The 26030-nt window shown below is 71.9% G+C and carries 21 protein-coding genes; 10 read left to right on the top strand and 11 right to left on the bottom strand.

All coding sequences use genetic code 11. From position 1 onward, the window contains the following. Positions 1 to 166 precede the first annotated feature (166 nt). The 4 genes from HHX33_RS16055 to HHX33_RS16040 all read left to right on the top strand — a co-directional run bounded on the left by HHX33_RS16055 (position 167) and on the right by HHX33_RS16040 (position 5268). Positions 167 to 1000, top strand: a complete 834-nt coding sequence (locus HHX33_RS16055; RefSeq protein ID WP_182875305.1) for a MetQ/NlpA family ABC transporter substrate-binding protein — start codon at positions 167 to 169, stop codon at positions 998 to 1000. A 67-nt stretch (positions 1001 to 1067) separates the two neighbouring features. Then, positions 1068 to 2207, top strand: coding sequence for a Fic family protein (locus HHX33_RS16050; protein WP_182875304.1), 1140 nt, complete (start codon positions 1068 to 1070; stop codon positions 2205 to 2207). Positions 2208 to 2267: 60 nt separating this feature from the next. Then, complete coding sequence (locus HHX33_RS16045; RefSeq protein WP_182875303.1) at positions 2268 to 3803, top strand: AMP-binding protein; 1536 nt, start codon at positions 2268 to 2270, stop codon at positions 3801 to 3803. Between the two features lie 157 nt (positions 3804 to 3960). Next, positions 3961 to 5268: a S1C family serine protease gene (locus HHX33_RS16040; protein ID WP_182875302.1), complete on the top strand. Its 1308-nt coding sequence runs from the start codon at positions 3961 to 3963 to the stop codon at positions 5266 to 5268. Between the two features lie 59 nt (positions 5269 to 5327). Here the strand turns inward: HHX33_RS16040 and cydC are convergent, their stop codons facing one another. From cydC to HHX33_RS16020, 4 genes are read right to left on the bottom strand one after another with little or no spacing between them, the layout of a single operon-like run. Beyond that, positions 5328 to 7055: a thiol reductant ABC exporter subunit CydC gene (gene cydC, locus HHX33_RS16035; protein WP_182875301.1), complete on the bottom strand. Its 1728-nt coding sequence runs from the start codon at positions 7053 to 7055 to the stop codon at positions 5328 to 5330. Further along, positions 7052 to 8974 carry a thiol reductant ABC exporter subunit CydD gene (cydD, locus tag HHX33_RS16030; RefSeq protein ID WP_182875300.1) on the bottom strand — a complete coding sequence of 641 codons (1923 nt, stop codon included), beginning with the start codon at positions 8972 to 8974 and terminating at the stop codon, positions 7052 to 7054. The genes cydC and cydD overlap by 4 nt, the downstream gene beginning before the upstream one ends. An 11-nt stretch (positions 8975 to 8985) precedes the next feature. Continuing rightward, positions 8986 to 9723 carry a cytochrome d ubiquinol oxidase subunit II gene (locus tag HHX33_RS16025; RefSeq protein ID WP_182875299.1) on the bottom strand — a complete coding sequence of 246 codons (738 nt, stop codon included), beginning with the start codon at positions 9721 to 9723 and terminating at the stop codon, positions 8986 to 8988. 10 nt (positions 9724 to 9733) lie between these two features. Continuing rightward, positions 9734 to 10918, bottom strand: coding sequence for a cytochrome ubiquinol oxidase subunit I (locus tag HHX33_RS16020; RefSeq protein ID WP_182875298.1), 1185 nt, complete (start codon positions 10916 to 10918; stop codon positions 9734 to 9736). Between the two features lie 88 nt (positions 10919 to 11006). Here HHX33_RS16020 and HHX33_RS16015 point away from each other — a divergent pair, with 88 nt between their 5' ends. Further along, positions 11007 to 11330 carry a helix-turn-helix transcriptional regulator gene (locus HHX33_RS16015; protein ID WP_182875297.1) on the top strand — a complete coding sequence of 108 codons (324 nt, stop codon included), beginning with the start codon at positions 11007 to 11009 and terminating at the stop codon, positions 11328 to 11330. Here HHX33_RS16015 and HHX33_RS16010 read toward each other — a convergent pair. After that, entirely contained in the window at positions 11290 to 12006 is a 717-nt protein-coding gene (locus HHX33_RS16010; protein WP_182875296.1) for a permease prefix domain 1-containing protein, read from the bottom strand. The two genes, HHX33_RS16015 and HHX33_RS16010, sit on opposite strands and share 41 nt — an antisense overlap. Before the next feature lie 452 nt (positions 12007 to 12458). Here HHX33_RS16010 and HHX33_RS16005 point away from each other — a divergent pair, with 452 nt between their 5' ends. From HHX33_RS16005 to HHX33_RS15995, 3 genes are all read left to right on the top strand, one after another. Next, positions 12459 to 12929: a universal stress protein gene (locus HHX33_RS16005; RefSeq protein WP_111701037.1), complete on the top strand. Its 471-nt coding sequence runs from the start codon at positions 12459 to 12461 to the stop codon at positions 12927 to 12929. Between the two features lie 92 nt (positions 12930 to 13021). Next, positions 13022 to 13954, top strand: a complete 933-nt coding sequence (locus HHX33_RS16000) for a universal stress protein (protein ID WP_182875295.1) — start codon at positions 13022 to 13024, stop codon at positions 13952 to 13954. 252 nt (positions 13955 to 14206) lie between these two features. Then, the gene (locus tag HHX33_RS15995; protein WP_182875294.1) at positions 14207 to 16693 is read left to right on the top strand and encodes an ExeM/NucH family extracellular endonuclease; all 2487 of its coding nucleotides are present in this window, start codon (positions 14207 to 14209) and stop codon (positions 16691 to 16693) included. Positions 16694 to 16811: 118 nt separating this feature from the next. On the opposite strand, the gene ctaD is transcribed toward HHX33_RS15995, so the two are convergent. Then, on the bottom strand, positions 16812 to 18497 hold the full coding sequence (gene ctaD / locus HHX33_RS15990; RefSeq protein ID WP_182875293.1) for a cytochrome c oxidase subunit I: 1686 nt from the start codon (positions 18495 to 18497) through the stop codon (positions 16812 to 16814). Positions 18498 to 18624: 127 nt separating this feature from the next. On the opposite strand from ctaD, the gene trxA reads away from it, so the two are divergent. Continuing rightward, the gene (gene trxA / locus HHX33_RS15985; protein ID WP_111701033.1) at positions 18625 to 18990 is read left to right on the top strand and encodes a thioredoxin; all 366 of its coding nucleotides are present in this window, start codon (positions 18625 to 18627) and stop codon (positions 18988 to 18990) included. 105 nt (positions 18991 to 19095) lie between these two features. Here the strand turns inward: trxA and HHX33_RS15980 are convergent, their stop codons facing one another. After that, positions 19096 to 20430 carry a class II 3-deoxy-7-phosphoheptulonate synthase gene (locus HHX33_RS15980; RefSeq protein ID WP_396700325.1) on the bottom strand — a complete coding sequence of 445 codons (1335 nt, stop codon included), beginning with the start codon at positions 20428 to 20430 and terminating at the stop codon, positions 19096 to 19098. 11 nt (positions 20431 to 20441) lie between these two features. Next, positions 20442 to 21692, bottom strand: a complete 1251-nt coding sequence (locus HHX33_RS15975) for an FAD-dependent oxidoreductase (RefSeq protein ID WP_182875291.1) — start codon at positions 21690 to 21692, stop codon at positions 20442 to 20444. A 172-nt stretch (positions 21693 to 21864) separates the two neighbouring features. On the opposite strand from HHX33_RS15975, the gene HHX33_RS15970 reads away from it, so the two are divergent. After that, positions 21865 to 22032, top strand: coding sequence for a hypothetical protein (locus tag HHX33_RS15970; protein ID WP_165900698.1), 168 nt, complete (start codon positions 21865 to 21867; stop codon positions 22030 to 22032). Positions 22033 to 22123: 91 nt separating this feature from the next. Here the strand turns inward: HHX33_RS15970 and HHX33_RS15965 are convergent, their stop codons facing one another. The 3 genes from HHX33_RS15965 to HHX33_RS15955 all read right to left on the bottom strand — a co-directional run bounded on the left by HHX33_RS15965 (position 22124) and on the right by HHX33_RS15955 (position 25994). Then, positions 22124 to 23137: a phosphotransferase family protein gene (locus HHX33_RS15965; RefSeq protein ID WP_182875290.1), complete on the bottom strand. Its 1014-nt coding sequence runs from the start codon at positions 23135 to 23137 to the stop codon at positions 22124 to 22126. Continuing rightward, the gene (locus tag HHX33_RS15960; RefSeq protein WP_182875289.1) at positions 23137 to 24027 is read right to left on the bottom strand and encodes an aldose 1-epimerase family protein; all 891 of its coding nucleotides are present in this window, start codon (positions 24025 to 24027) and stop codon (positions 23137 to 23139) included. The genes HHX33_RS15965 and HHX33_RS15960 overlap by 1 nt, the downstream gene beginning before the upstream one ends. Before the next feature lie 644 nt (positions 24028 to 24671). Continuing rightward, positions 24672 to 25994, bottom strand: coding sequence for a GH1 family beta-glucosidase (locus HHX33_RS15955; protein WP_182875288.1), 1323 nt, complete (start codon positions 25992 to 25994; stop codon positions 24672 to 24674). Positions 25995 to 26030: the final 36 nt, after the last annotated feature.

Genomic DNA, 26030 nt, shown 5'->3' with positions numbered 1-26030 from the left:
GGTCCGGGAAAGCGATCAGGTAGTCGTCGATCTTCACGTACAGTGCGGTGGCGAGGGTGTCCAGGTCTTTCGTCACAAATCGATCTTGGACACCCTCGCTTCATGTCCGCAGGCAGTTCGCGAACCTCAGCCCTTGGAATCAATCATCTAGAAGGAGTCCTTTCCCATGCGTAGAACGCTCGGCCTCGTCATCGCCGCCGTGGTCGCGCTCGTGCTGTCCGCCTGCGGATCCTCGTCGCCGGGCACGGCCACCGCCACCGGCTCGGCGGCGGCGGACGCCCCGCTGAAGGTCGGCGTGAGCCCGGTGCCGCACGCGCAGATCCTGAAGTACGTGGCCGACAACCTGGCCGCCGCCAAGGGGCTGAAGCTTGAGCTCGTCGAGTTCAGCGACTACGTCCAGCCCAACCTGCAGCTCCAGGACGGCCGGCTCGACGCCAACTACTTCCAGCACAAGCCCTACCTGGACGACTTCAACGCGTCCAAGGGCACCAAGCTGAGCTTCGTCGCCCCGGTGCACCTGGAGCCGCTCGGCCTGTATTCGCGGAAGGTCAAGGACCTCGCCTCGCTGCCGCAGGGCGGCACGGTCGCGGTGCCCAACGACGCCACCAACCTCGGCCGGGCGCTCAAGCTGCTCGCCGACAACGGCGTGGTCACGCTGAAGGACGGCGCGGGCACCGCCGCGACCGAGCGCGACGTGGCCGGCAACCCGAAGAACCTGACCTTCCGCCCGCTGGAGGCCGCGCAGCTCCCGCGCTCGCTCGACGACGTGGACGCCGCCGTGATCAACGGCAACTACGCGCTGGAGGCCGACCTCGACCCGTCCTCCGACGCGCTGGTGCTGGAGAAGGCCGAGGGCAACCCGTACGCCAACGGCCTGGTGGTCGCCCAGGGGCACGAGAGCGACCCGCGGGTGAAGACGCTGGTCGGGCTGCTGACCGGGCCCGAGGTGAAGAAGTACATCGAGGAGACGTTCAAGGGCTCGGTCGTCTCCGCGACCTAATGCCCACATAAATGGACGAATCATCCAGTCGCTTGACTGGATGATTCGTTCGTGCTGTCATGGCCCCATGCTGTACGGCACACCGGCGCTGGAGGCCGCGGACGAGAAGGTGCTCGCCGAGATCGAGGAGATGCGGCGCGACCTGAAATACCGGCTGGCCGAGGCGCACCGCTGGGACGGCCTGCTGCGACGGCAGTTGCAGGCGCGGGCGATCCAGGGGTCGAACTCCATCGAGGGCTACCACGCCAGCGTCGAGGACATCGAGTCGATCATGTCGGGGGAGGACCCCCTGGAGACGCCGGCCGCCGTCGCCCGCGAGATCTCCGGGTACCAGCAGGCGCTCACCTACATCGGCGCCCTCTCGCGGGCATGGGCCTTCCGCTACGACGCCGGCCTGCTGCACGCGCTGAACTTCATGATGATCGGCCACCACATGGACAAGACCCCGGGCACGGTCCGGCCCGGAGGGATCTACGTGCGGAACTCGGCCACCGGCGAGGTGGTCTACGAGGGCCCGGACCACGAGCAGGTGCCCGGCCTGCTCGTGGAACTGGTCGAGTGGCTCAACGAGGGCGATCTCGACGCCGCCGGCTACGTGCGCGGAGCTATGGCCCACCTCAACCTCGTCAAGATCCACCCCTGGCGGGACGGCAACGGGCGCATGTCGCGGGCGCTGCAGACGCTCGTGCTCGGCCGCGACCAGATCACCACGCCGGAGTTCGCCTCGATCGAGGAGTGGCTGGGCGAGGGCCGCACCACCTACGACTACTACGACGTGCTCGGCCTGGTCGGACGCGGCCGGTGGAGCCCGCACGGTGACACCCTTTCGTGGGTGCGGTTCGTCCTGCGCTGCCACCACATGCAGGCACAGCGGGTGGGGCGCCGGCTCGCGGAGGCGGGCGAGGTGTGGATGCTGCTGGAGGAGCGGACCGGGGAGCAGGGCCTGCACCCGCGCACGGTCTCGGCGCTCTACCAGGTGTTCGTCTCCCGGCGGCTGCGCCGCGGGATGTACCAGGCCGACGAGGGGCTGAGCCAGGGCCAGGCCGCCCGCGACCTGCGTGAACTGGCGGCCACCGGGTGGCTCCAGCCGTACGGCGAGACGAAGGGGCGCTTCTACTCCCCGGGGCCGAAGATGACGGAGATCAAGGCCGCGTACGCCGAGCGGGCCAGGCCGCTGCGCGACCCCTACCGGACGCTGGAGCGCTGAGCGGGCGCCATCGGGAACTCGCGCCTACCGCGCCGGTGGCGGACCGAGTAACTTTCGGTCATGCACCCTGGGGCGATGGCGGCGACGGCGCCGGACAAACCGGCAGTGATCATGGCGGGCTCCGGCCGGGTGATCACCTATCGGGAGCTCGACGAGGAGTCCAACCGCCTGGCGCACCTGCTGCGGGCCGCCGGCCTGCGCCCCGGCGACCACCTCGCCTTCATGCTGGAGAACCATCCGCTCTTCCTGGTGATCGCGTGGGCCGCGCACCGTTCCGGGCTGTACTACACGGCCATCAACTCCCGCCTCCAGGCCGACGAGCTGTCGTACATCGTCGACAACTGCGGAGCGCGGGTCTTCATCTCCTCGGCGCGGCTCGCCGAGGTCGCGAGCGCCGTCACCGAGGCCACGCCCCGCGTCGAGGTGCGGCTCATGCTCGACGGCGTCGCCCCGGGCTTCACGTCGTACGAGGAGGCCGTGGCCGGGCAGCCCGCGACGCCGGTCGAGGACGAGTGCCAGGGCATCGACATGCTGTACTCCTCCGGCACGACGGGCCGGCCCAAGGGGGTGAAACCGCCGATCAGCCTGGCGCCGCTGGACGCGCCCGGAGTCCTGCTCCGGCTGGTCGAGCGCCTGTTCGCGCCGGCGTCCGACAGCGTGTACCTGTCGCCCGCGCCGCTCTACCACGCCGCCCCGCTGCGGTACTGCCTGACCTTCCTGCGCCTTGGCGCGACCGTCGTCGTGATGGAGCGGTTCGACCCGGAGGAGGCGCTGGCGCTCGTCGAGCGGCACCGGGTCACCCACGCGCAGTGGGTGCCCACCATGTTCGTCAAGATGCTCAAGCTGCCGCGGGAGGTGCGCGAGCGCTACGACCTGTCGTCGCTGCGCTGCGCGGTCCACTCCGCCGCGCCCTGCCCCGTCGAGGTCAAGGAGCGGATGATGGAGTGGTGGGGCCCGATCATCCACGAGTACTACGCGGGGACGGAGGGCAACTGCTTCCTGTACGCCTCGCCGGAGGACTGGCTCGCGCACCGGGGCACGGTCGGCCGCCCGCTGCTCGGGATCCCCCACGTGTGCGACGAGAACGGCGACGAACTGCCGCCGGGCGAGCGCGGCATCGTCTATTTCTCCAAGGGGCCGCAGTTCGAGTATCACGGCGACCCGGAGAAGACCGCGTCGGCGCGGGACCCCAAGGGCCGCGGCTGGACCACCCTGGGCGACATCGGGTACGTGGACGAGGACGGCTTCCTCTACCTCACCGACCGGCGCTCCTACATGATCATCTCCGGTGGCGTGAACATCTATCCGCAGGAGGCCGAGAACGTGCTGGCGGTGCATCCCAAGGTGGCCGACGTGGCCGTCTTCGGGGTGCCGGACCCGGAGATGGGCGAGCAGGTGAAGGCCGTCGTGCAGCCGCTCGACCCGGCGGAGGCCGGTCCGGCCCTGGAGGCGGAGCTCATCGCCTACTGCCGGGAGCGCCTGGCGCACTACAAGTGCCCGAAGTCGGTCGACTTCCGCGGCGAACTGCCCCGCCAGGCCAGCGGCAAGCTCTACAAACGGCTGCTCAGGGACGAGTACCGGCAGCGTACGGCCTGAGCCGTGAGCATCCGGCGGCCTCGCATAAAGTACGCGTAGGGCGCTCGGGGAACCCCGTCGCTGATCGCTTAACGTGACCTTATCGCCTATGCGTCATCGTATTACCTGTACCGGCGGAGAGCCGGGATGACCGGCGGATCCATTGAGGGGGATGGCGATGAGCTCACCTGAGCACGTTCCCGGCAACGAGAACACCGATGTGCTTCCCAGCCACGGCTGGAGCCAGTTCGGCAGCACTCCGCCGCAGCACGGGCAGTACACCGGGGCCTACCAGGCGTACGGCTCGCACGGGAGCGGTCCTTATGACACGGCGCAGTTCCCGGCGCCTCCGGTGCGGAAGGGCACGTTGACCGCTCGCCAGAAGGCGGGCGCGGGCCTCGCCCTCGTGGCCGTGGCGCTGGGCGGCGGGGTTACCGGGGCCCTCGTCGCCAACGGCGTGAACGGCGACCGGCCTGTGATCGCGAGTCCGGTGGTCAAGGGGGTCTCCAACTCCTCCGGCAACACCATCGCGGCGGTGGCCAAGGCGATCATGCCCTCGGTCGTGTCGATCGAGGTGAAGACCTCCGCGGGCGGCGGCGAGGGTTCGGGTGTCATCCTGTCCGCCGACGGCCTGATCCTGACCAACAACCACGTGGTGACGGCCGGCGGAGCGGGCGGCGGCACCGTCAGGGTCAAGTTCAGCGACGGCAAGACGGCGGACGCCGTCGTCAAGGGCACCGACCCCACCACCGACCTCGCGGTCATCCAGGCGCAGGGCGTCTCCGGGCTCACCCCGGCCTCGCTCGGCGACAGCGACAGGCTCCAGGTCGGCGACGCGGTGCTCGCGATCGGCAGCCCGCTCGGCCTGGAGGGATCGGTCACCTCCGGCATCGTGAGCGCGCTCGACCGCACCCTGACCGAGAGCCCGGAGGAGCAGCAGCAGCCGCAGTTCCCCTGGGGGATGGGACAGCAGGAACAGCAGCAGCAGAGCCAGGGCACGACGATCGGCGGCATGATCCAGACGGACGCCGCCATCAACCCCGGCAACTCGGGCGGCGCGCTGGTCAACGCGGCCGGCGAGGTCGTCGGCGTCAACACCGCGATCGCCACCTCGGGCTCCAGCTCCGGCAACATCGGCGTCGGCTTCGCGATCCCCATCAACACCGCGAAGCTGGTCTCCGAGCAGCTGATCAAGACGGGCAAGGCGACCCACGCGTTCTTCGGCGTGAGCGTGGCCGACTCGGTCGGCGGCGCGCCGGGTGCGGTGATCAGCTCGATCACGGCGGGCGGTCCCGCGGAGAAGGCCGGCCTCAAGGAGGGCGACCTGATCACCAAGATCAACGACAAGCTGGTGGACAGCGCCGAGGCGGTCCTCGGCATCATCCGGAGCTCTCGTCCCGGCGACAAGGTGACCGTCACCTTCACCCGCGACGGCAAGGAGAACACCATCACCGCCACGCTCGCCGAGAACTCGCCGACGAACTGACGGCGTCCACGATCGTCGCCGGCGGGCCTCCGGGGGGATGGCCCGCCGGCGATCGGCGTTCAGGCGCGGCGCCGGGTGAGCGCCTCCGACTCCCACAGGTCCCGGTAGTAGCCGGGCGCGCCGACGAGGTCGGCGTGGGTGCCGCGCTGGGTGACCCGGCCGCCCTCCAGCACCACGATCTCGTCGACCTGCTCCAGGCCGCGCAGCCGGTGGGTGACCAGCAGCGTGGTGCGGCCCCTGGTGGCGTCCAGCAGGTCGGCCGTGAGCAGGTCGGCCGTCTCCTCGTCCAGCGCCTCTGCCGGTTCGTCCAGCAGCAGCACGGGCGGGTCGTACAGCAGGGCCCGGGCCAGCGCGAGCCGCTGAAGCTGGCCGCCGGAGACCGTGCGTCCGTCCTCGCCGAGCACCGTGTCCCACCCGGTGCGGCCCGCCCACGCGTCCAGACGGGCCCGGCGTACGGCCGCCGCGATCTCGCCGGTGGAGGCGCTCGGCCCGGCGAGGCGCAGGTTGTCCGTGAACGAGGCCTGGAACACGTACGGGTCCTGGGTGAGGCCGGTGACGCGCGCCCGCACGTCGTCGGACGACAGGCGGCGCACGTCCGTTCCGTTGAGGCGGATCGCCCCCGACTCGATCTCCACCGTGCGCATCAGCGCGGACAGCAGCGTGCTCTTCCCCGCGCCGCTCGGCCCGACCACCGCGACCCGGCGGCCCGGCGTCAGCGTCAGGCTCACGCCGTTCAGCGCGGGCTCGCGCCCGCCGTGCCGCACCACCAGGTCCTCCACCTCGACCGTCAGAGGCGGCTCCGGCGGCGGCGCCGGCTCGTCCGGCTCGCGGACCGCCGGGGGAGTGGCGGCCGTCTCCCGCAGTCTGCGCAATGCCGCGAGCACCGCCGCGAACCGCTCGCCCGCGGCGCCCAGCGCGAGCGCGGGCTCGAAGGCCACCAGCGAGGTCAGGGCGAGCACCGCCGTCGCGACCCGGTCCAGCCCGGCGCCCTGGGCCACCCAGACCACCGCCGCGACGGTCAGCCCCTGGGCCAGCACGCCGATCCCGAGCGCCGCGGCGTTGATCCGGGCCTGTCCCCGTTCGAGGCGGGAGAGCCGCCCGTCGGCGTCCATCGCGGCCGACAGGGCCTCGTCCCGCGCGCCGTACGCGGCGAGGTCGGCCGCGCCGTGCACCAGGTCGGCCACCCGTGCGGCGAGGTCGGCGCGGGCCGGAGCGATCCGCGCCGACCAGCGGCGCGCGGCGGCGGCCGTGCCGGCCGGCAGGGCCAGTCCGGCGGCGAGCAGACCGGCGGCGAGCACCGGCGCGGCGACCGGCAGCAGGAAGCCCGCGATCACGACGGCGGTGAGCCCGGTGACCAGGGCGGCGACGGCCGGGAGCAGGCACCGCACGAGCAGGTCCTGCACGGCGTCGGTGTCGTCCACCATGCGGCTGAGCAGGTCGGCGCCGCGCTGCGGCAGCGGCCCGGCGGGGATCAGCGCCCGGTAGAGGCGCTCGCGGGTGCCGGCCTGGGCGCGCAGCGCGACGTCGTGCCCGGCCAGCCGCTCGCCGTAGCGGAACACCCCCCGGGTGGTGGCGAACGCCCGCACCGCCACGATGGCGACCGACAGGGCCGCCAGCGGCGGCTGCTCGGCGGCCCTGGTGATCAGCCAGGCGGCCGACGCGATGAGCGCCACCCCCGCGAGGTCGGCGGCCGACCCGGCGACCGCGGCCAGCACCAGCCGCCGCCCCGTCCCGGCGACGGCGACCACCGACAGCGGCGACGGGCCGTCCGTCCTCGTGCGGCTCATCCCGCCTCCCCGTCCTCGCCTCGGTCCGCCGCTCCCCGCGCGTCGCCCGGGCCGCCGGTCCCGTGCCAGGCCCGGTCGTGCCACGCACGCGGAGCGGCGAGGGCACCGGGAGCCGCCTCGCCGCGCGGTCCGTCCTCCCGTCCGTCGTGCGCGGGCTCGTCCCCGGCGGGGACGAGGGAGCCGCCGTCGAGGCGGACGACCCGGTCGGCCAGCTCGATCATCGCGGGGCGGTGCGCGACGATGATCGCCGTACGGCCCCGCGCCAGCCCTCGGGTGGCCGCCACGACGGCCGCCTCGCTCCTGCCGTCGAGCCGGGCCGTGGGCTCGTCCAGCAGCAGCACCTCGGTGCCGGTGCGGCAGAAGGCCCTGGCCAGCGCGACCCGCTGGCGCTGGCCCGCCGACAGGTTCGCCCCCCGCTCGCCGAGCGGGGTGTCGTACCCCTGGGGCAGGGACTCGGCGAACTCCGCCACCTGGGCCGCCTCGGCGGCGGCCCGGATCTCCCCGGCCGTGGCGGCCGAGCCGAGCGAGATGTTCCGGGCCACCGAGTCCGCGAACAGGTGCGGGCGCTGCGGCACGAACGCGAGCCGCCGCCGCCACTCGCCGAGGTCGAGGCTCGTGAGGTCCTCCCCGCCGACGAGCACCCGTCCCTCGTCGGGGGTCACGAACCCGAGCAGCAGGTGCAGCAGCGTGCTCTTCCCCGCGCCGCTCGGGCCCGCGATCGCCACCCGCTCACCCGGCTCGACGACCAGCGTGACCCGGTCGAGCGCGGCCTCGGCCCGCCCCGGATAGCGCACGGTCACGTTCTCCAGCCGGATCTCGGGAGGCTCCGGCCCGCCGGGCGGAGCGGCGCCCCTCGCCCGTCTCGTCGCGGCCGGCGCGGCGTGCTCCGCACGCGTCTCCGTCGCGGGCGCGGCGTCTTCCGCCGTCACCGGGGGCGCCCCGGCGGGCGCGTCCTCCCGTACGGCTGCGCGGCCGGTGCCATCCGTCTCGCCGGGCCGCCCGGGGGGCGCGATCGCGGCGAACGCCTCGTCGGCGGCGGCGACGCCCTCCATCGCGGCGTGGAACCGGGTGCCCATCGCGCGCAGCGGCAGGTACGCCTCCGGCGCCAGCAGCAGCACGAGCAGCGCCGTGCGCAGGTCGAGCGAGCCCGACAGCAGCCGCAGGCCCACGGGCACCGCCACCAGGGCGAGCGACAGCGACGCCACGAGTTCGAGCACCAGCGACGACAGGAAGGCCACCCGAAGCGTGCGCATGGTCGCGGCGCGGTGCGCCTCGGCGACCTCGCGGATCACCGACGCCTGGTAACGGGCCCGGCCGAAGGCGCGCAGCGTCGGCAGGCCGCGCACCACGTCGAGGAAGTGGCCGCCGAGGCGGGCCAGGGCGCGCCACTGGCGTTCGGTCACCGCCCTGGTGGTCCACCCGACGAGCGCCCCGAACACCGGGATCAGCGGCAGCGTGAGCACCACGATCACCGCCGTGGCGAGATCGGCGGCGAACAGCCGGACCACGACCGCGAACGGCACGACCCCGGCCACGGCGGCCGACGGGAGATAGCCGGTCAGGTACGGATCGAGCGCGTCGAGCCCCCGCCCCGCGAGCGTCACCACCTCACCCGACCGGTACGACGGCCCGAGATCCTGCACGCGTCCGAGCAGCAGCCGCCGCAGGGCCGACTTCAGCGCGGTGGCCGCGCGGCCCGCGAGAACCCCCTGTGCCCAGCCGAACAGCCCGCGCGCCGCGACCACCAGAGCCAGGGGGAGCAGCGCGGTGACGGCGAAGCGGCCCGACAGCACCCCGGCGAGCAGTTCCGCCTGCACGAGCACGAGCAGCCCGGCCGCCACCGCCGCCGCCAGGCAGCAGACGAGGTGGAGACGGACGCTCCGCTCGGCGCGGGCCAGCCGAAGGAGATCCTTGTGCACCGGTCACCCATCTAGAAGAACGTCGGCAGGGCGCCCTTCGAGAAGGTGCGCCACACCCATACTTGCGCGCCCACGAGGAACGGGACGAACGGCACCACCATGACACCCAGCACCGTCAGTGTCTGATCCGGGGCGGCGTCGCCGAGCATCCGCCCGGCCGCCCCCGCCGCCACCAGCACTGCGGGAAGCGCGGCGGCGCAGGCCGACAGCAGCAGCGAACCGCCCCGCGCGCCGTCGAGCCGCCAGGCCGCGAACGTCCGCCCGTGCCAGGCGAGCAGCGCCAGCAGCGCGACGCCTCCCGCGAGGCCGAGCGGGTCGAGGGGCGAGGCGGGCAGTCCGCGTGCGACGGCCGTCAGCACGGCTCCCCAGCCGAGGGCAAGCCCGGCGGAGCCCGCGCACACCGCGCCGTCCCACACCAGCCGCCAGCGGGCGCCGCCGGCCCTGCGGCGGAACCACAGCCCCGCGTCACGCACGATCCAGGCCAGCAGCACGACGGCGACCAGGGGATAGAGGCCGCTCAGGACCGGGCCCTCCAACGCCGGGAACGCACCGAACAGCACTCCGGCGAGCGCGATCAGCCACACCTCGTTGGCGAGCACGAACGGGGCCATCGCGCCGACGAGGCGGTCCCGGTCGGCGGGGGAGCGCCCCAGAACGGGCAGCAGGACACCGAGTCCGATGTCGAAGCCCTCCAGGGCGAAGTAACCGGCCAGCAGGACGGCGAACGTCGCGAACCAGACAATCTCCATTGCGGGGTCCTCAGAACGAGTGGGCGGGGGCGGGAGAGTGATCGGCGGAGTGGTCGGGAGCGCCGAGGGCGACCTCCCCGGGACCCCGCCGTACGGCGCGGATGATCAGGGCCCAGTCCACGACGGCGAGCAGGCCGAGCACGCCGGCGAACGCGGCGAAGGAGGCTGTGATCGCCGCCGGGGTCAGCGCGGGGGTGAGGGCGTCGGCCACGGAGAGCTTGCCGTACACCAGCCAGGGCTGGCGGCCCACCTCGCGCGTGAGCCAGCCGGCGATCACCAGGCCGAACGGGGCCGGGGCGATGACCATCAGCACCGGGTGGGTCCAGCGCCAGCGGACCAGCCGGTCGCGGAACAGCAGCGGCAGCGCGGCCCACACGACCAGCAGGACCAGCTGGCCGAGGCCCATCATCAGGCTGATCCCCAGCGCCGGGATCACGCCCTTGAACTTGCCGGGCTGGACGAGTTGCACCTGTTCGAACTGGGTGTAGCCAAACCAGACCGTGACGAACGAGCCGACGAACGCGGTGAGCACGCCGATGCGCAGCGAGCGGGTGAAGAACTCCCGCTCGGCGGTGCGCCGGAACAGGTGATAGGCGCTGGCGCCCATGACGACGGAGCCTCCCGCCCACACTCCCGCGCCCAGCACGTGGGGGAGGGCGGCGACGAGGCTGGGATTGGTGAACAGCGCGCCGAAGTCGCGCAGCACCAGCCGCCCGCCCTCCTCGGCCGCGCCCGCCGGGTGCTGCAGGAACGAGTTGGCGACCATGATGAACAGGGCCGAGGCGTACGCCGTCAGCGTCACCAGCCAGATGCACGCCACGTGGAGCCCGCGCGGCAGGCGGTGCCAGCCGAAGATCCACAATCCGAGGAACGTGGACTCCAGGAAGAAGGCGAGCAGCGTCTCCAGGGCGAGCGGCGTGCCGAACACGTCGCCCGCGTAGGACGTCAGCCCGCTCCAGTTCAGCCCGAACTGGAACTCCATCACCAGGCCCGTGAAGATGCCGAGCGCGTAGTTGATCACGTAGATCTGTCCCCAGAAGCGGGTCATCCGCTCGTACAGGGGATTCCCGCTGATGGCGAGGCGGGTGTGCATGATCGCCACCAGGGGGGCCAGTCCGAGTGTCAGCACGACGAACAGGAAATGTAGATTTCCCGTCACGGCGAACTGCAGCCGGGCGAGATCGACGACATCCATGATTCTCCCAGGGGGAAGCGTAGGCAGCCTACATATAGACAGCCTACATATAGACTGGGGCCGTGACGAACCTGGATAGGCTGCGATCGTGAACGCCGACGCGCTCCGGGGCCACATGGACGCCCTGCTGCTCTCCGTGCTGGAGCGCGAGCCGCTGCACGGCTACGCGATCATCGAGGCGCTGCGCGAGCGCAGCGGCGGCGCGCTCGACGTGCCGACCGGGACGGTCTACCCGGCGCTGCGGCGCCTGGAGCGGGCCGGGCTGCTGGCCGGGGAGTGGGCCGCCGACGGCGGGCGCAGGCGGCGGACCTACCGGCTCACCGACGCGGGGCGCAAGGCGCTGGCGGGGGAGCGGTCGGCCTGGCGCTCGTTCACCAGCGCGATAGGGAGCGTTCTCGATCCGCTGCGCTGAGCGCGGTGACCGCCGTCGTGCAGCGCAGGCAGCGGGCCGCGCTGAACAGGGCGGATCCGGCGAACAGGTAACTGATGGCCGACACGGCCAGGCCCGGCAGGTAGCTCCCGAACCCCACCGGGCCCCGGGCGGCCGCGGCCAGCGTCAGGCCCATCGCCGCGACCAGCGGCGTCTGCACCCAGACGAACAGCCCCAGCCGCCGGGTGACCAGCGCGGGGCGGCGGATCCGCCGCAGGCCGCGGCCGAGCGCGAGCAGGGTGAGCCCGCCCACGACCCCCACGCCGAGCTGCAGCAGGTCCACCGCCCTGGCCAGCAGGCCGAACCACCCCGGCTTGACCTGCTCGATCCGCGCGGTCTCGGGGAAGACCCGCCAGATCACCGCCCACAGGAACGCGGTCAGCGGCACGCTCAGGAACAGCAGCGCCGCGGTCCGCCTGCCCTGGCTCACCGCGAGCTCCCGCTGGAAACCGGGTGCGATCTCGTCTACCGTGCCGAAGTCGGCGATCGCCCGCCGCTCGGCCTCGGCCCGCGGCAGGCCCCCGGACTCGTAGGCCTCGGCGGCGTCCAGCAGGCCGTCGCGCGCCTCGGCCAGCAGGTCGCGCCGCGCGCCGGACGGCCCGCGCAGCGCACGCCCCAGCGCCGCGACGTACTCGTCGATCACACCCGCCCCCGCCATGGACTCCCTCCCCGGCCAGGGGCCAGCGTACGGTCCGGGGGGCCGGGGCGCATCAGGGTGATCCCCGATCCCGTACCCCATCCGCCGTGCTCGCCCGCCGGTGGGCCTGGGCGAAGGTCCCTGGACGCGGGGACCTGCGCCACCCCGGCACGAGCCCTACGGCGCTGCCGCCGGCCCACCCCGACATGATCTTCTTGAGACACGGCAACGGCCGGGAAAGGAGTTGCTCTCGACTGAGCAAAACGGCGGAACGGCACCGCTCCGGTCCACCGATACCCTGTCCTCAGACCGGGCCGCATTCCAAAACATGGCCTGTTCCCGATGGGACGAGAGGGGCAGAGGGGCTTTGTGGGTACGAGGATGCTCGTGACCCCTGTCTTCTGACCGTTTCGCCACGGCAACATGCCGTTAACCCCGGTGGGCGAGACTGAGAGCGGAGAGCGAGGCGGGACGTGAACCAGCCGAAGATCGTGGTGGGAATCAACGGATCGATGGCGTCGCAGGCCGCACTTCGGTGGGCCGCCGCCGAGGGTTCGCTGCGCGGCGCGGTGGTGGAGGCGGTGTACGCCTGGGAGTGGACGGGCGGGCTGCACGCGCACTACGCGCCGATCGCGGGCCGTACCTCCCGGGAGGAGGAGCGGGGCGCCGCACTGGACATCGCCGGGCGGGCGGTCGCCGAGCTCGGCGAGCGCCATGTCGAGCCCGTCGTCGTGGAGGGCCCTCCGGCCCAGGTCCTGCTGCGCGCGACGGACGGCGCGGACCTGCTGGTGCTGGGCGCCCACGAGGCCGAGTCCGAGCCCTACCCCGTGCTCAACCCCGTCGTCTCCGCCTGCCTGCTGCGGGCCAGGTGCCCGGTCGTCGTCGTGCTGCCCGGCATGGAGCACGACCGCCGTCCCGGGATGCTCGCCGGCAGCCGCTCCTGATCCGCCGCTGATCCGGCCCGGGGCCGGACGGCCTCCCCGTTTCGGGACTTTCCGCCCTGCCCGGCCGTACGGCGCCGGGGCAGCCTGAGGACATGGATGCTGACAGGCGGCAGGGGACCGGCCAGGACATCGGCCGGCGGATCAGCCAGGGGACCGGCCGGGAGAGCGGCGAGGAGACGGGCCGGGGGATCGTCGTCGGGTACGACGGCTCCGACTTCGCCATGCAGGCGCTCGACTGGGCGATGGACGAAGCCGAGTTCCGCCGGGCGCCCATCACCGTGTGCCACGCCTGGCAGTCGCCGTACGCCCCGGGCGACGAGGAGGCGCGCAAGTCGCTGCACCACGCGGCCGAGCACGTGCTGTGGCACGGCGCCGAGTGCGCGCGCCAGTGCACGAGCGGCGTCCGCGTGCGGGAGGACCTGTTCGAGGGCCAGGCCACCGAGAGGCTCGTCGCGTTGTCGGCGACGGCCGATCTCGTCGTGGTGGGTTCGCGGGGCCTGAGCGGAGCGGCCCGTCGCGTGATGGGCTCCGTCGCCGGGCACGTCGCCACGTACGCACACTGTCCCGTGATCGTGGTGCGCGGCGTGGGATCCCTGCCGCACCCGCGCCACCCCGGCCCGATCGTCGCGGGCGTCGGGGGCGGTGACGACCACGTCCTCGCCTTCGCCTACCGCGAGGCCGCCCTGCGCGGGCTGTCGGTGATCGCGGTGCACGCCATGCGCTACCCGGCCGCCGCCTGGAGCGCGGGCATGGCTCCCATGGTGATGTCCGACGTCCCCGGCCGGGAGGCGGTCGAGCTTCTGGAAGCCGCCGTACGGCCCTGGCGGGAGCGGTACCCGCAGGTGGAGACGGCGCTCCAGCCGGTCTCGGGCCCGGTGCTGGACGTCCTGGCCGACGCCTCCTCCGGCGCGACCATGCTGGTCGTCGGCGCCACCCGGGAGAAGGGCGCGCTCGCCAGGCTCGGGTCGGTCACCCGGCCGCTGATCGACGCCGTCACCTGTCCGGTGGCGGTCGTCCATCCCTGACCCGCGCTCACCGATCCGCCCGCTTCGATCCGACCGGACCTGTGCGGCCGGAGGGCGCGCAGTGGGCTGAGCCGGTGGGCTGAGCCGGTTGGGGCCGGGCCCGCCCGATGGACCGATCCAGCACCGGTCGCGCCGCGCAATGGCAGCACGCGCACTGCCGTGCCGTACGCAGATCGTCAAATTAAGCCAATGTTTTACTAAAGACACCATTTGGTCCTGGTGTTGAGGGGGCTTGCCCTTAAAGTCCGGGGCATGCGTGCTCTCTCCCGAGTCAGCGCCGCCGACCACCCCGGTGGTCGCGGCCTTCGCCGCCGTGTTCGCGGACGGGCCGTCGCCGTGCTCGCCGCGGCCGGCCTGTTGCCCGTCCTCGCCACCGCCATCTCCCCGGTGCCCGCCTCGGCCGAGCCGGGCACCGCCGTGATCAGCCAGGTGTACGGGGGCGGCGGCAACACCGGCGCCCCCTACACCAACGACTTCGTCGAGTTGTTCAACCGCGGCACGGCCACGGTCAGCCTGGACGGCTGGTCGCTGCAGTACGCCAGCGCGACCGGCACCGGGTCGTTCGGCGCCCAGAAGCAGAACCTGTCGGGCTCGCTCGCCCCCGGGCAGTATCACCTGGTCCAGCTTTCGGCCGGGACGACGCCGAGCGGCGCGCTCCCGGCGCCCGACACCGTGGGCACGCTCACGCTGAGCGGCACGGCCGGGAAGGTCGCCCTGGTCCGCTCGGCCACGGGCCTCGCGTGCAACGGCGGCTCCATCCCCTGCACGCCCGAGCAGACCGCGCAGATCGCGGACCTGGTCGGATACGGCAACGCCAACTACTTCGAGGGAACGGCGGCGGCTCCCACGCTGAGCAACGCCACGGCCGCGCTGCGGGCCGGCGGCGGCTGCGCCGACACCGACGACAACGCCGCCGACTTCGCCTCGGGCGCGCCCGCCCCGCGCAACACGGCCACGGCGCCGGCCCCCTGTGGCGCGCCGTCGCCGTCGGCGACCCCCTCGGCGACTCCGTCGGAGTCCCCTTCGGTCACGCCGTCGCCCTCCGTCTCACCCTCTGCCTCTCCCTCGGTCACGCCGTCCGCGTCGCCGTCGTCCACCCCCACCGGGGATCCCTGCGGCGTGTCGCCGGACCGGCAGATCGCCGAGGTGCAGGGCAGCGGGACGGCCTCCCCGCTCACCGGGCAGACGGTCCGGGTCGAAGGCGTCGTGACCGGCGACTTCCAGCGCACCGACCAGCTCAGCGGGTTCTACTTCCAGGACCCGACGCCCGACGCCGACCCCGCGACCTCCGACGGCCTGTTCGCGTTCGCCCGCGAATCCTTCAAGGACGTCAAGGTCGGTGACCGGGTGCTCGTCACCGGCCGGGTGGCCGAGTTCAACGGCCTGACCGAGCTTTCGCCGGTCACCGCCGTCGACGTCTGCGGCACCGGAAGCGTCAAGCCCGCCGACACCGCCCTGCCGAGGGCCGCGGGCACGACCTTCGAGCCGCTGGAGAACGTGCTCGTGACGTTCCCCGAGCCGCTGACCCTCACCGACCACTACAACCTCGGCCGGTACGGCGAGGTGACCGTCGCGGCCGGAGGCCGCCTCTTCCAGCCGACCGACCGGAACGGCGTCGACCCCGCGCTCGACGCGCGCCGCTCCCTGCTGATCGACGACGGCTCGACGGTGCAGAACCCCGCCACCATCCCGTACGTCGGGACGCGGGGCGTCCCCCGCCTGGGCGACACCGCGTACGGCGTCACCGGAGTCCTGACCTACGGCTTCGACGTGTACCGCCTGCAGCCCACCACCGAGATCCGCTTCGCCCGCACCAACCCGCGCCTCGGCACCCCCCAGGCGGTCGGCGGCACGGTACGGGTGGCCAGCCTGAACACGCTGAACTGGTTCACCACGCTCGGCTCCCGCGGCGCGAACACGGTCGTGGAGCAGCAGCGCCAGCTCGCGAAGATCGTCGCCACCCTCCAGGGCCTCGACGCCGACGTCGTCGGCCTCATGGAGGTGGAGAACAACGGGCAGACCGCGGTCCAGGCCCTCGTGGACGCGCTCAACGCCAAGGTCGGCGCCGGCACCTACAAGGCGCTCACCCACCCGTACCCGGGCGGCGACGCCATCCATGTGACGGCGATCTACAAGCCGGCCAGGGTCACCCCGGTCGGCGCCGCCAGGTCGTCCACCGACCCCGTCTTCCGCCGCCCGCCGCTCATCCAGGAGTTCCGCCGCGTGTACGGCGGGCCGTCGTTCACGCTGGTCGTCAACCACTTCAAGTCGAAGGGCTGCGACACGGACGCTCCCGCCCCGGACCAGGAACACGGCCAGGGCTGCTACAACGACGAGCGCGTGCGGCAGGCCAGGGCCGTGCTCGGGCTGATCGACAGCATGCACCTGACCAGCCCGCTGGTGATCGGCGACCTCAACGCGTACGGCGAGGAGGACCCGATCCACACTCTGGAGCAGGGTGGGCTGGTCAGCCTCACCAAGCGGTTCGTCCCCGAGGCCCTGCGCTACAGCTACCTGTTCGACGGGCTGTCGGGCGAGCTCGACCACGCCCTCGCCGGCGGCGAACTGGCGAGCCGGGTCACCGGGGCGACGATCTGGCACGTCAACTCCGACGAGTCCCGCATCCTCGACTACAACACGGAGTTCAACCCGCCGGGGCTGTACCAGCCCGACGCGTTCCGCTCCTCCGACCACGACCCGCTGCTCATCGGGCTGGACCTGCCCGGCGGCAAGGGCTGACGGTCCGCACGTGAAGGAAGGGGCCCCCGGAGACGGGGGCCCCTTTCCATGCCGCCGCGGGACCTGCGACGCCGCGGGACCTGCGACGCCCCAGGACGGGCCCGGCGCAGTGGGCGGCTCACGCGTTGGGATCGACGAAGTCCCGCTTGGTCTCCGGCGGCTCGCCCGGCTTGCCGCCGGCCCTCGGGTAGCGCAGGTCGAAGGCGGGCCGCTCGGAGCGGATCGGCGGGATCGACACGAAGTTGTGCCGCGGCGGCGGGCAGGAGGTGGCCCACTCCAGCGAGTTGGCGTGCCCCCACGGGTCGTCGACCGTCACCCTCTCCCCGTGCCGCCAGGTCCAGAAGAGGTTGTAGATGAACGGCAGGGTCGAGAGCCCGAGCAGGAACGCCCCGACGCTCGACACCTGGTGCATCCAGGTGAAGCCGTCGTTGGCCGAGTAGTCGCCGTACCGCCGGGGCATGCCCTGCGCGCCGAGCCAGTGCTGGATGAGGAACGTCAGGTGGAACCCGATGAACAGCATCCAGAAGTGGATCTTCCCGAGGGGTTCGTTCAGCATCCGCCCGGTGAACTTGGGCCACCAGAAGTAGAAGCCGGAGAACATCGCGAAAACCACCGTGCCGAACACCACGTAATGGAAGTGGGCGACCACGAAGTAGGTGTCGGTCACGTGGAAGTCCAGCGGCGGAGAGGCCAGGATCACCCCGGTCAGCCCGCCGAGCAGGAACGTCACGAGGAACCCCACCGCCCACAGCATGGGCGTCTCGAACGTGAGATGGCCCCGCCACATCGTGCCCGTCCAGTTGAAGAACTTCACCCCGGTCGGCACGGCGATCAGGAACGTCATCAGCGAGAAGAACGGCAGCAGCACGCGCCCGGTGGCGAACATGTGGTGGGCCCACACGGTCACCGACAACGCCGTGATCGCGATCGTCGCGCCGACCATCCCGACGTACCCGAACAGCGGCTTGCGGCTGAACACCGGGATGACCTCGGTGATGATGCCGAAGAACGGGATCGCGATGATGTAGACCTCGGGGTGGCCGAAGAACCAGAACAGGTGCTGCCAGAGCAGCGGGCCGCCCGTCTGCGGGTCGTAGATGTGCGCGCCGAGCTTGCGGTCGATCTCCAGCGCCAGCAGCGCGGCGGCGAGCACCGGAAAGGCGAGCAGGACGAGGATCGAGGTGAAGAAGACGTTCCACGTGAAGATCGGCATCCGGAACATGGTCATGCCCGGCGCGCGCATGCACATGATCGTCGTGATGAAGTTGACCGAGCCGAGGATCGTCCCGAGGCCGGACAGCGCCAGCCCCATGATCCACAGGTCTCCGCCGAGCTGCGGGGTGAAGGGCGCGGTCGACAGCGGCGTGTAGGCCGTCCACCCGAAGGTCGGCGCCCCGCCCGCCAGCGACGACCCCACCACCATCAGCCCGCCGAACAGGAACAGCCAGTAGCTCGCCATGTTCAGCCGGGGGAACGCCACGTCCGGAGCGCCGATCTGCAGCGGCATGATCGCGTTCGCGAACCCGGCGAACAGCGGGGTGGCGAACAGCAGCAGCATGACGCTGCCGTGCAGCGTGAACATCATGTTGTACTGCTGCAGGGTGACGAACTGCATCCCCGGCTCGAAGAGCTCCGCGCGGATGATCATCGCTTCGATGCCGCCGACCAGGAAGAAGCAGAACGCGGTGACCATGTACAGGTTGCCGATGACCTTGTGGTCGGTGGTCGACAGCCACGAGGTGAGACGGGCGCCGGGGCCCCGGTGAGGCACCAGATCACTCGGCCGTACGGCGTGGGTCGTCATCCGCCTGCTCCTTCGGACGTCAGCTCAAGGGGGTCTCCTGCCCGGTGACATGAGGCTCACTGCGAATGGAATGCTTGAATCGTCCGGCTGGTTATGCCCGCTGAAGACCGACTGAAAGGAGTCGCCCATGGCAACCGTCGAGGTGACCGAGAAGAACTTCAACGACATCGCCGACAACGGCATCGTACTGCTCGATTTCTGGGCGTCCTGGTGTGGCCCCTGCCGATCGTTCGCACCGATCTTCGAAAAGGCGTCGGAAGAGCACGCGGACATCACGTTCGGCAAGATCGACACTGAGGCGCAGCCGGGCCTGTCGGAGGGGTTCGAGATCACCGCGATCCCCACGATCATGGCGATCCGGGACGGCATCGTGGTGTTCGCGCAGCCGGGCGCGCTTCCCAAGCCCGCGCTCGAGGACCTGATCAGTCAGCTCCGCGCGCTGGACATGGACTCCATCCGTGCCCAGATCGAGGCGGAGGCCAAGAACGGCTGAGGCGCCGGGCCGCGCCGGGCCGTGTCGGCCCGGCCCTCCCGTCACCCCGGACGCGGACCGGCCGGGGCGACGGTGCCGGTCTCAGCCGGACGTCAGCTCCGGACTTCAGCTGGAGCGGTAGAGCTCCGCGACGCGGAAGGCGAGGTCGAGCGACTGACCGCGGTTGAGGCGGGGGTCGCAGGCCGTCTCGTACCGCAGCGCCAGGTCCTCCTCCACGATCGCGTGCCCGCCGCCGACGCACTCGGTCACGTCGTCGCCGGTGAACTCGATGTGGATGCCGCCGGGGTGCGTGCCGAGGGCGTGGTGGACCTCGAAGAAGCCCGCGACCTCGTCGAGCACGTCGTCGAGCCGGCGGGTCTTGTGGCCGCTCGGCGCCTCGAACGTGTTGCCGTGCATGGGGTCGCACACCCAGGCCACGGTCGCGCCGCTCGCGTTGACCTTCTCGACGAGCGTCGGCAGCGCGTCGCGCACCTTCCCGGCGCCCATCCGCGTGATGAAGGTGAGCCGCCCCGGCTCGTTGTCCGGGTTGAGCTTGTCGATGAGCGCGATGGCCTCTTCCGGCGTGGTCGTCGGGCCGAGCTTCACGCCGATCGGGTTGCGGATGCGGCTGAAGAACTCCACGTGCGCCCCGTCGAGCTGCCGGGTGCGCTCACCGATCCACACCATGTGCGCCGACACGTCGTACGGCAGGCCCGTACGCGAGTCGATCCGGGTGAGCGCCCGGTCGTAGTCGAGGATAAGGGACTCGTGGGAGGAGTAGAACTCGACGGTGTGGAACTCCTCGGGGTCGGCCCCGCAGGCCCGCATGAACGCGAGCGCCTGGTCGATCTCCCGCGCGAGCTGCTCGTAGCGCCGCCCGGCCGGGGACTCGGCGACGAAGTCCTGGTTCCACGCGTGCACCTGGCGGAGGTCGGCGTACCCGCCCTTGGTGAAGGCCCGCGCGAGGTTCAGCGTGACGGCCGAGGAGTGGTAGGCGCGCAGCAGCCGGTTCGGGTCGGGGCGGCGGGCCTCGGGGGTGAAGTCGAACCCGTTGACCATGTCACCCCGGTAGGCGGGCAGCTCGACGCCGTCGCGCACCTCGGTGGGCTTGGAGCGCGGCTTGGCGAACTGGCCCGCCAGCCGGCCGATCTTGACGACCGGGACGCGGCCGGCGTAGGTCAGCACGATCGCCATCTGCAACAGCGTCTTGAGCTTGTTGCGCACGTTCTCGGCCGTGGCGCCCGCGAAGGTCTCGGCGCAGTCGCCGCCCTGCAGGACGAACGCCTCGCCGCGGGCGACCGCGGCCATGCTGTCCTTGAGCTGGTCGCACTCGCCCGCGAAGACCAGCGGAGGCAGGCCGGCCAGCTCCGCGACGACCTTGTCGAGCTCACCGCGGTCGGGCCAGTCGGGCTGCTGGGCCGCGGACAGGTCACGCCAGGTGTCGAGGTTCGATGCGCTCACGGACACCAAGGTTATTGCACCGCGTCCCCTGTGGCCCCCTCCTTGTCCATCTGCTGAGATCCTTTCACTCGTGGCGGAAGACGGACGTGCTCGGGAAGCACGCCGAGGCCGATGAATCTGGGCAGCAGCGAGCGGACCACCGGCACGCGGGTGAGATCGGGAATCGTCCGTACGGAACCGGAGGCGAGGGCGGGCCGGACGAACCGGTCCTGCACCACCCGCTGCGCGGTCTGGACGACGACCGTGGGTATCCGGCGGCGGCGCTGCACCTTCGCCAGCAGCGCCGACGGCGCCCGGCCGTGCAGCAGGGCCGGTCCGACGATGTTGGCCGTCGCCACGGCGTCCTGCACCGCGAGGTTGATCCCGACGCCGAAGACCGGCGACATCGCGTGGGCCGCGTCGCCGATCAGCAGCAGGCCGGGCAGGTGCCAGCGGGAGATCCGGTTCACCTCCACGCGCAGCACGCCGGCCTCGTCGATGGAGCGCAGTTCGTCCACCCGGCCGCCGAGGAAGGGCAGCAGCCGCCGCACCCGGTCGCGCAGTTCCGCGACCCCCTGCGCCCGCAGCGCCTCGAAGCCGCCCTTGGGGATGACGTAGGCGAGCTGCCAGTGCGTCTCCCTCACGATGGCGACCATGAGCTCGCCGGCCGACGCCCGCAGGAACGGCTGCCCCGGATCGCCGGCCTCGCGCGACAGCCGGAACCAGACGACGTCCATCGGCGCGCCGAACCGCCGGGGCGCGAGACCGGCCGCCTGCCGCAGGACGGAGTTCCGGCCGTCCGCCGCCACCGTCAGCGTGGCCCGGATCTCGTGCTCCGCGCCGTGCTCGTCGCGGTAGCGCACCCCCCGGACGGCGCCGTCGTCCCGTACGAGGTCGGTGACCGTGGCGTTCATCAGCAGGCGGAAGTTGGGGTAGCGGCGCGCCTCGCCGGTCACGAGGTCGAGGAAGTCCCACTGCGGGACGAAGGCGATGTACTTGTACCTGCCGGGCAGCCTGCTCAGGTCGGCGATGCGCACCCGGCCCTCGTCGGTCTCCAGGGACATGGTGTGCGCCTCGAAGTGCGGCAGCCGGTGGAACGCCTCGGCCAGCCCGATCTCGTGCAGCACCTGAAGGGTGGAGGGATGGATCGTGTCGCCGCGGAAGTCGCGCAGGAAGTCCGCGTGTTTCTCCAGGAGCGTGACGTCGACGCCCGCACGGGCCAGCAGCAGCCCGAGCACGGCCCCCGCGGGCCCGCCGCCCGCGATCACACATGTCGTGTCCATAATTCATCACCCGTTGAGATTGTCGCACGAGCGGCTCGGGGACTCCATACCCGGCAGGCCACCAGATGGTGACCCGCCGGGGAGCGGGAGAGGTGTGAGGGGAAGCGGACCTACCGGAGCGGACCCCGGCACGCTATTTTGTGATCAGTAGAGTCGGCTGTGAGGAGTCGTCGTGATTGCTCGTGTCCCCCGCGCGCCGCGTGTCGCGGCCGGAGCGATGGTCCTGGCCTTCGTGGCCTCGGTGACCGTCGGCGCCCCCGCGGCCGTCGCGGCGACCGGCGACGCCGAACCGCACACCGGCACCGGCTGCGGCTCGCAGTCCCTCGTGCTGGACGCCTGACCCGGAACGGACCACACCCCCGTGACCCTGGGTGGTCACGGGGGTGTGGCGTGCCCGTCGGACGGTGTGACGGGCCGGGCGGGAGCCCGGTTCAGACGCGGGCGTGTGGCCCGTGCTGTCGCAGGCCGGCCCTCAGGGTGTCGAGGCAGCTCGCGAGTGATCGGGTGGACAGGTCGCGGATGCGGCCGTAGGACTCCTCCGGGTACTGCCGGGGGCCGTCCTCCACGAGCATGATCAGGTAGAGGTAGACCCGGTAGAGGGCGAGCCGGATCCGGGCTCCGTCGCCGAGGTCCGCTTCACCGCCCTCCGCCCGGTAGCCGACGAGCAGCGGGTCGTCCTCGCGTAACTCGCCGAACAGGGTGGGAGTGACGAAGTCGGCCAGGGGATCGCCCCAGAAGGCCCTCTCGAAGTCGATGACCGCCTGGATGCGCCGGTCGCCGTCGAGGAACACGTTGCCGGGCCACACGTCGAAGTGGACCAGCGCCGGGGTGACCACCTCGTCGAGGACGTGCGTGTTCCTGTGGACGAGCCCGGCGATCTCCACGATCGTCGTGGGGAGCCGGGTGTTGTAGTGGACGGCGTCGTCCAGCACCGCGCCCATCATGACGAGGAACGCGTCCCGCCACGTCCGGCCGGTCAGCCCCGCGTACGGGTAGCCGAAGACGCCGGTGCCCGGGATCGCGTGCAGCCGGGCGAGATGGCGGCCCAGCTCGAACCGGACCGCGTTCTCCTCCGCCGGGCCGAGAGGGGTGTCGCTCCACGAGTTGCCGTCGAGGGCGGACAGGACGAGGTAGTCGCCGCCGAGCGCCGGGTCGTCGAACGAGGCGCGCAGCAGGTCGGGCATCGGCAGCCCCGCGGGCTTGGCCAGGTGGTAGACCATCGCCTCGGTGCGCAGCAGATGCCGTTCGTAGGTCAGCATCCGGAGGTCCGGCGGCGGCCCCACCTTGAGCACCACCTGGCGCCCGTCGTCCAGCCGGAGCCGCCACACGGCGTTGGCGAAGCCGTCGGTGAGCTCTTCCGAAGAGGTCAGCCCGCAGCCCAGCGCGTCACGGGCGATCTCGCCGAGCTGCGCGGGGGACAGTCGTCTCTTGGTCCTGCTGTCCATCAGCCTTCCTCGTTGACGGCCGCGATGGTCCACGTGGCCTCGTGCTTGTCCCCCGGCTGCAGGACGATCAGATCGGTGCCCGAGTTGAACGCGTCGGGCGGGCAGGTCATGGGCTCCACGGCCAGCCCCTGGTGGCCGAGCCCCGTACCGGTGCAGATCTGCACCCACGGCATGACCGCCGGGTCCCAGGTCAGGTCCACCCCGCCCTCCGGGCCGCGCACGCGCACCCGGCCGTCCGCCACGCCGGTGAAGGCGTGGTCGACGGCGGTCTCCCCGATGACACGCGGGGCCCTGAAGTCGTACGGCGTGCCCGCCACGTCCACCAGGTCGGTGGGGGCGAGCAGCTCGTCGGTGAGCAGCACCCGGCCGGCCGGAAGCTCCAGCTCGTACGTGGTCACGTCCGGCCCGGCGAGCAGCCAGGGGTGCGGCCCGCAGCCGTACGGCGCGGCGTTCTCGCCGACGTTCTGCGCGGTGAGGGTGGTGGACAGGCCCTCCTCGGAGAGCGCGTGCCGCACCTCCAGGGCGATCCTGTGGGGATAGCCCTCGACCGGCTCCACGATGTACGTCAGCCGGACGTGGCCGTGGTGGTCCTCCACCACGAGCAGTTCCGCGCACTCCCAGTCGCGGTCGGAGACCAGGCCGTGCAGGGCGTGACCGCGGTCGGGCTCGTTCACCGGCAGATGGTGACGCCGTCCGTCGAAGGCGTACTCGGCCCCGACCACCCGGTTCGGCCAGGGAGCGAGCATCGTGCCGCTGTAGTAGGGGACCGGCCCGCCCTCCGGCCAGCTCGTCACCAGGTCGCGGTCTCCGTGACGCAGCACCCGGAGCGCGCCGCCCCGCTCGCTGATCGTGGCCTGGTAGCCGCCGCCGGTGATCGTGTAATCAGGCACGGGGGGAGTCCTTTCGCTGACGCGAGGTCAAGAAACGGGTCATCTGCCGGTGTGCAGGGACTTTATCCCAGCTCATCGCCCTTGATCCAAGCGGGGTGGGGGATGAGTGGGAGCGCTCCCACCGGAGGTAAAGCTAAGTCTTTCCGACGAACGCGTCAACTTATTCCGGGATTGTGGTGTAGATCGGTATAACGGCTTTGAATTTGCCGTTCGACGGCGTCTTGCTGCACGTGCATGGGAAACCGCCCACCTGACCGGGCTGAAAGTTTCAGCCGCTCACGGCACGTGTCGCCGCCCCTCGCCGGGCGAGGGCCGGCGGGCGGGCGCGGGACACGCGGGCGTGCGCGCCGTGCTCTCCGGGCCGGGCGGCCCGGAGCGATGGGCAGGGCATGCCGAGCCCGTGGGCCCGGCAGTGGACGGGCGGCCCGGAGTCAGGGCCCGCCGAGCCGAGCCGGATCCGGCGAGGGCCGGCCGGCCGGGGCGGAACCGGCCGGGTGGATGGCACAGCCCTGCGGGGCGGGCTGCGGGGTGGGTCCGCGGGGCGCGGGTGGCACGGCCCTGCGAGGCGGGTGGCACGGGTTGCGGGGCGGGTGCCGGGCGGGTGCCGCCGCAACCGCGCGGAGCGCGGCCCTCGCGCCCTCGCGTCAGCGCAGTTCGCCGCTCTTCACGACGTCGCGGTACCAGAGCGCGCTGTCCTTGGGGGTGCGCTTCTGCGTCGAGTAGTCCACGTAGACGATGCCGAAGCGCTGGCTGTAGCCCTGCGCCCACTCGAAGTTGTCGAGCAGCGACCACACGTGGTAGCCCTCGACCTGCGCGCCGTCCTCCATGGCGCGGTGCATGGCGGCCAGGTGGTCGCGCAGGAACGTGATGCGCCGCTCGTCGCGGACGCGGCCGTCGGGGCCGGGCACGTCCTCCGTGGGCAGGCCGTTCTCCGTGATGATCATCGGTACGCCGGGGTAGTCGCGCTGCACCCGCACCAGGATGTCGTGGAAGCCCTCGGGGTAGATTTCCAGCCATTCGGCCTGGGTCCGCTCGTGCAGGAAGACCCGCTCGCCCTTGGCGTCCACGAAGATCGGCGTGTAGTACTGCACGCCGAGGATGTCGATGGGCTCGCTGATGACGGCGAGGTCGCCGTCCAGGATGTGATCGGCCATCGGGCCGCGCTCGGAGATCCAGCGCAGCGTGTCCTCGGGGTAGGAGCCCTTGAAGATGGGGTCGAGGTAGAGCCGGTTCTCCAGGCCGTCCTGGTGGCGGGCCGCCTCAAGCGCCTCGGGAGTGTCGTCGGCCGGGTACGTCGGGTGGAGGTTGAGCGCCGGCCCGATCCGGCGTCCCGCGTGCCGCTCGTGCAGCACCCGCGAGGCGAGGCCGTGGGCGAGCAGCAGGTGGTGGCAGGCGACGAAGGCGCGCGCGTCGTCCTTGAAGCCCGGCGCGTGCTGGCCTTCCCGGTAGCCGCAGTCGACGACCGTCTTGGGCTCGTTGATCGTCAGCCAGTCCCTGATCTCCAGGGCGTCGAAGCAGATCTCGGCGTACTCGGCGAAGCGCTCGGCGGTGTCCCTGTTCTCCCAGCCCCCTCGGTCCTGCAGCTCCTGCGGCAGGTCCCAGTGGAAGAGCGTGGCCATCGGCCGGATGCCGCGTTCGACGAGCCCGTCGACGAGCCTGCGGTAGAAGTCGAGGCCCTTCTGGTTGGCCTTGCCCGAGCCGGTCGGCTGGATCCGCGGCCACGCGATCGAGAAGCGGTAGCTGCCCAGACCGAGATCGGCGATCAGGTCCAAGTCGTCGTTGTAGCGATGGTAGTGGTCGGCGGCCTGGTCACCGTTGTCGCCGCCGAGCACGTTCCCGGGAACCGCGCAGAACGTGTCCCACACCGAGGGCCCGCGGCCGTCCTCCGTGGTCGCGCCTTCGACCTGGTACGCCGCGGTCGACGCACCCCAGACGAAGTCGGTCGGAAACCGTGCGGGTGAGTTCATGAGAACCTCCGGTGGATACCCCCGCCTTCGGGCGGG

It is taken from the genome of Microbispora sp. H10670 (assembly GCF_014161385.1).
Classification (GTDB): Bacteria; Actinomycetota; Actinomycetes; order Streptosporangiales; family Streptosporangiaceae; genus Microbispora; species Microbispora triticiradicis.
This window is presented reverse-complemented; position numbering and strand designations above follow the sequence as displayed.

Coding starts and splice junctions, on each gene's coding strand:
- HHX33_RS16045 (WP_182875303.1), top strand. CDS start 2,268: ATGCACCCTGGGGCGATGGCGGCGACGGCGCCGGACAAACCGGCAGTG.
- HHX33_RS16000 (WP_182875295.1), top strand. CDS start 13,022: ATGGATGCTGACAGGCGGCAGGGGACCGGCCAGGACATCGGCCGGCGG.
- HHX33_RS15975 (WP_182875291.1), bottom strand. CDS start 21,692: ATGGACACGACATGTGTGATCGCGGGCGGCGGGCCCGCGGGGGCCGTG.
- HHX33_RS15955 (WP_182875288.1), bottom strand. CDS start 25,994: ATGAACTCACCCGCACGGTTTCCGACCGACTTCGTCTGGGGTGCGTCG.
- HHX33_RS16020 (WP_182875298.1), bottom strand. CDS start 10,918: ATGGATGTCGTCGATCTCGCCCGGCTGCAGTTCGCCGTGACGGGAAAT.
- HHX33_RS16010 (WP_182875296.1), bottom strand. CDS start 12,006: ATGGCGGGGGCGGGTGTGATCGACGAGTACGTCGCGGCGCTGGGGCGT.
- HHX33_RS15995 (WP_182875294.1), top strand. CDS start 14,207: ATGCGTGCTCTCTCCCGAGTCAGCGCCGCCGACCACCCCGGTGGTCGC.
- HHX33_RS16055 (WP_182875305.1), top strand. CDS start 167: ATGCGTAGAACGCTCGGCCTCGTCATCGCCGCCGTGGTCGCGCTCGTG.
- HHX33_RS15965 (WP_182875290.1), bottom strand. CDS start 23,137: ATGGACAGCAGGACCAAGAGACGACTGTCCCCCGCGCAGCTCGGCGAG.
- HHX33_RS16025 (WP_182875299.1), bottom strand. CDS start 9,723: ATGGAGATTGTCTGGTTCGCGACGTTCGCCGTCCTGCTGGCCGGTTAC.
- trxA (WP_111701033.1), top strand. CDS start 18,625: ATGGCAACCGTCGAGGTGACCGAGAAGAACTTCAACGACATCGCCGAC.
- cydC (WP_182875301.1), bottom strand. CDS start 7,055: ATGAGCCGCACGAGGACGGACGGCCCGTCGCCGCTGTCGGTGGTCGCC.
- HHX33_RS16040 (WP_182875302.1), top strand. CDS start 3,961: ATGAGCTCACCTGAGCACGTTCCCGGCAACGAGAACACCGATGTGCTT.
- HHX33_RS16050 (WP_182875304.1), top strand. CDS start 1,068: ATGCTGTACGGCACACCGGCGCTGGAGGCCGCGGACGAGAAGGTGCTC.
- ctaD (WP_182875293.1), bottom strand. CDS start 18,497: ATGACGACCCACGCCGTACGGCCGAGTGATCTGGTGCCTCACCGGGGC.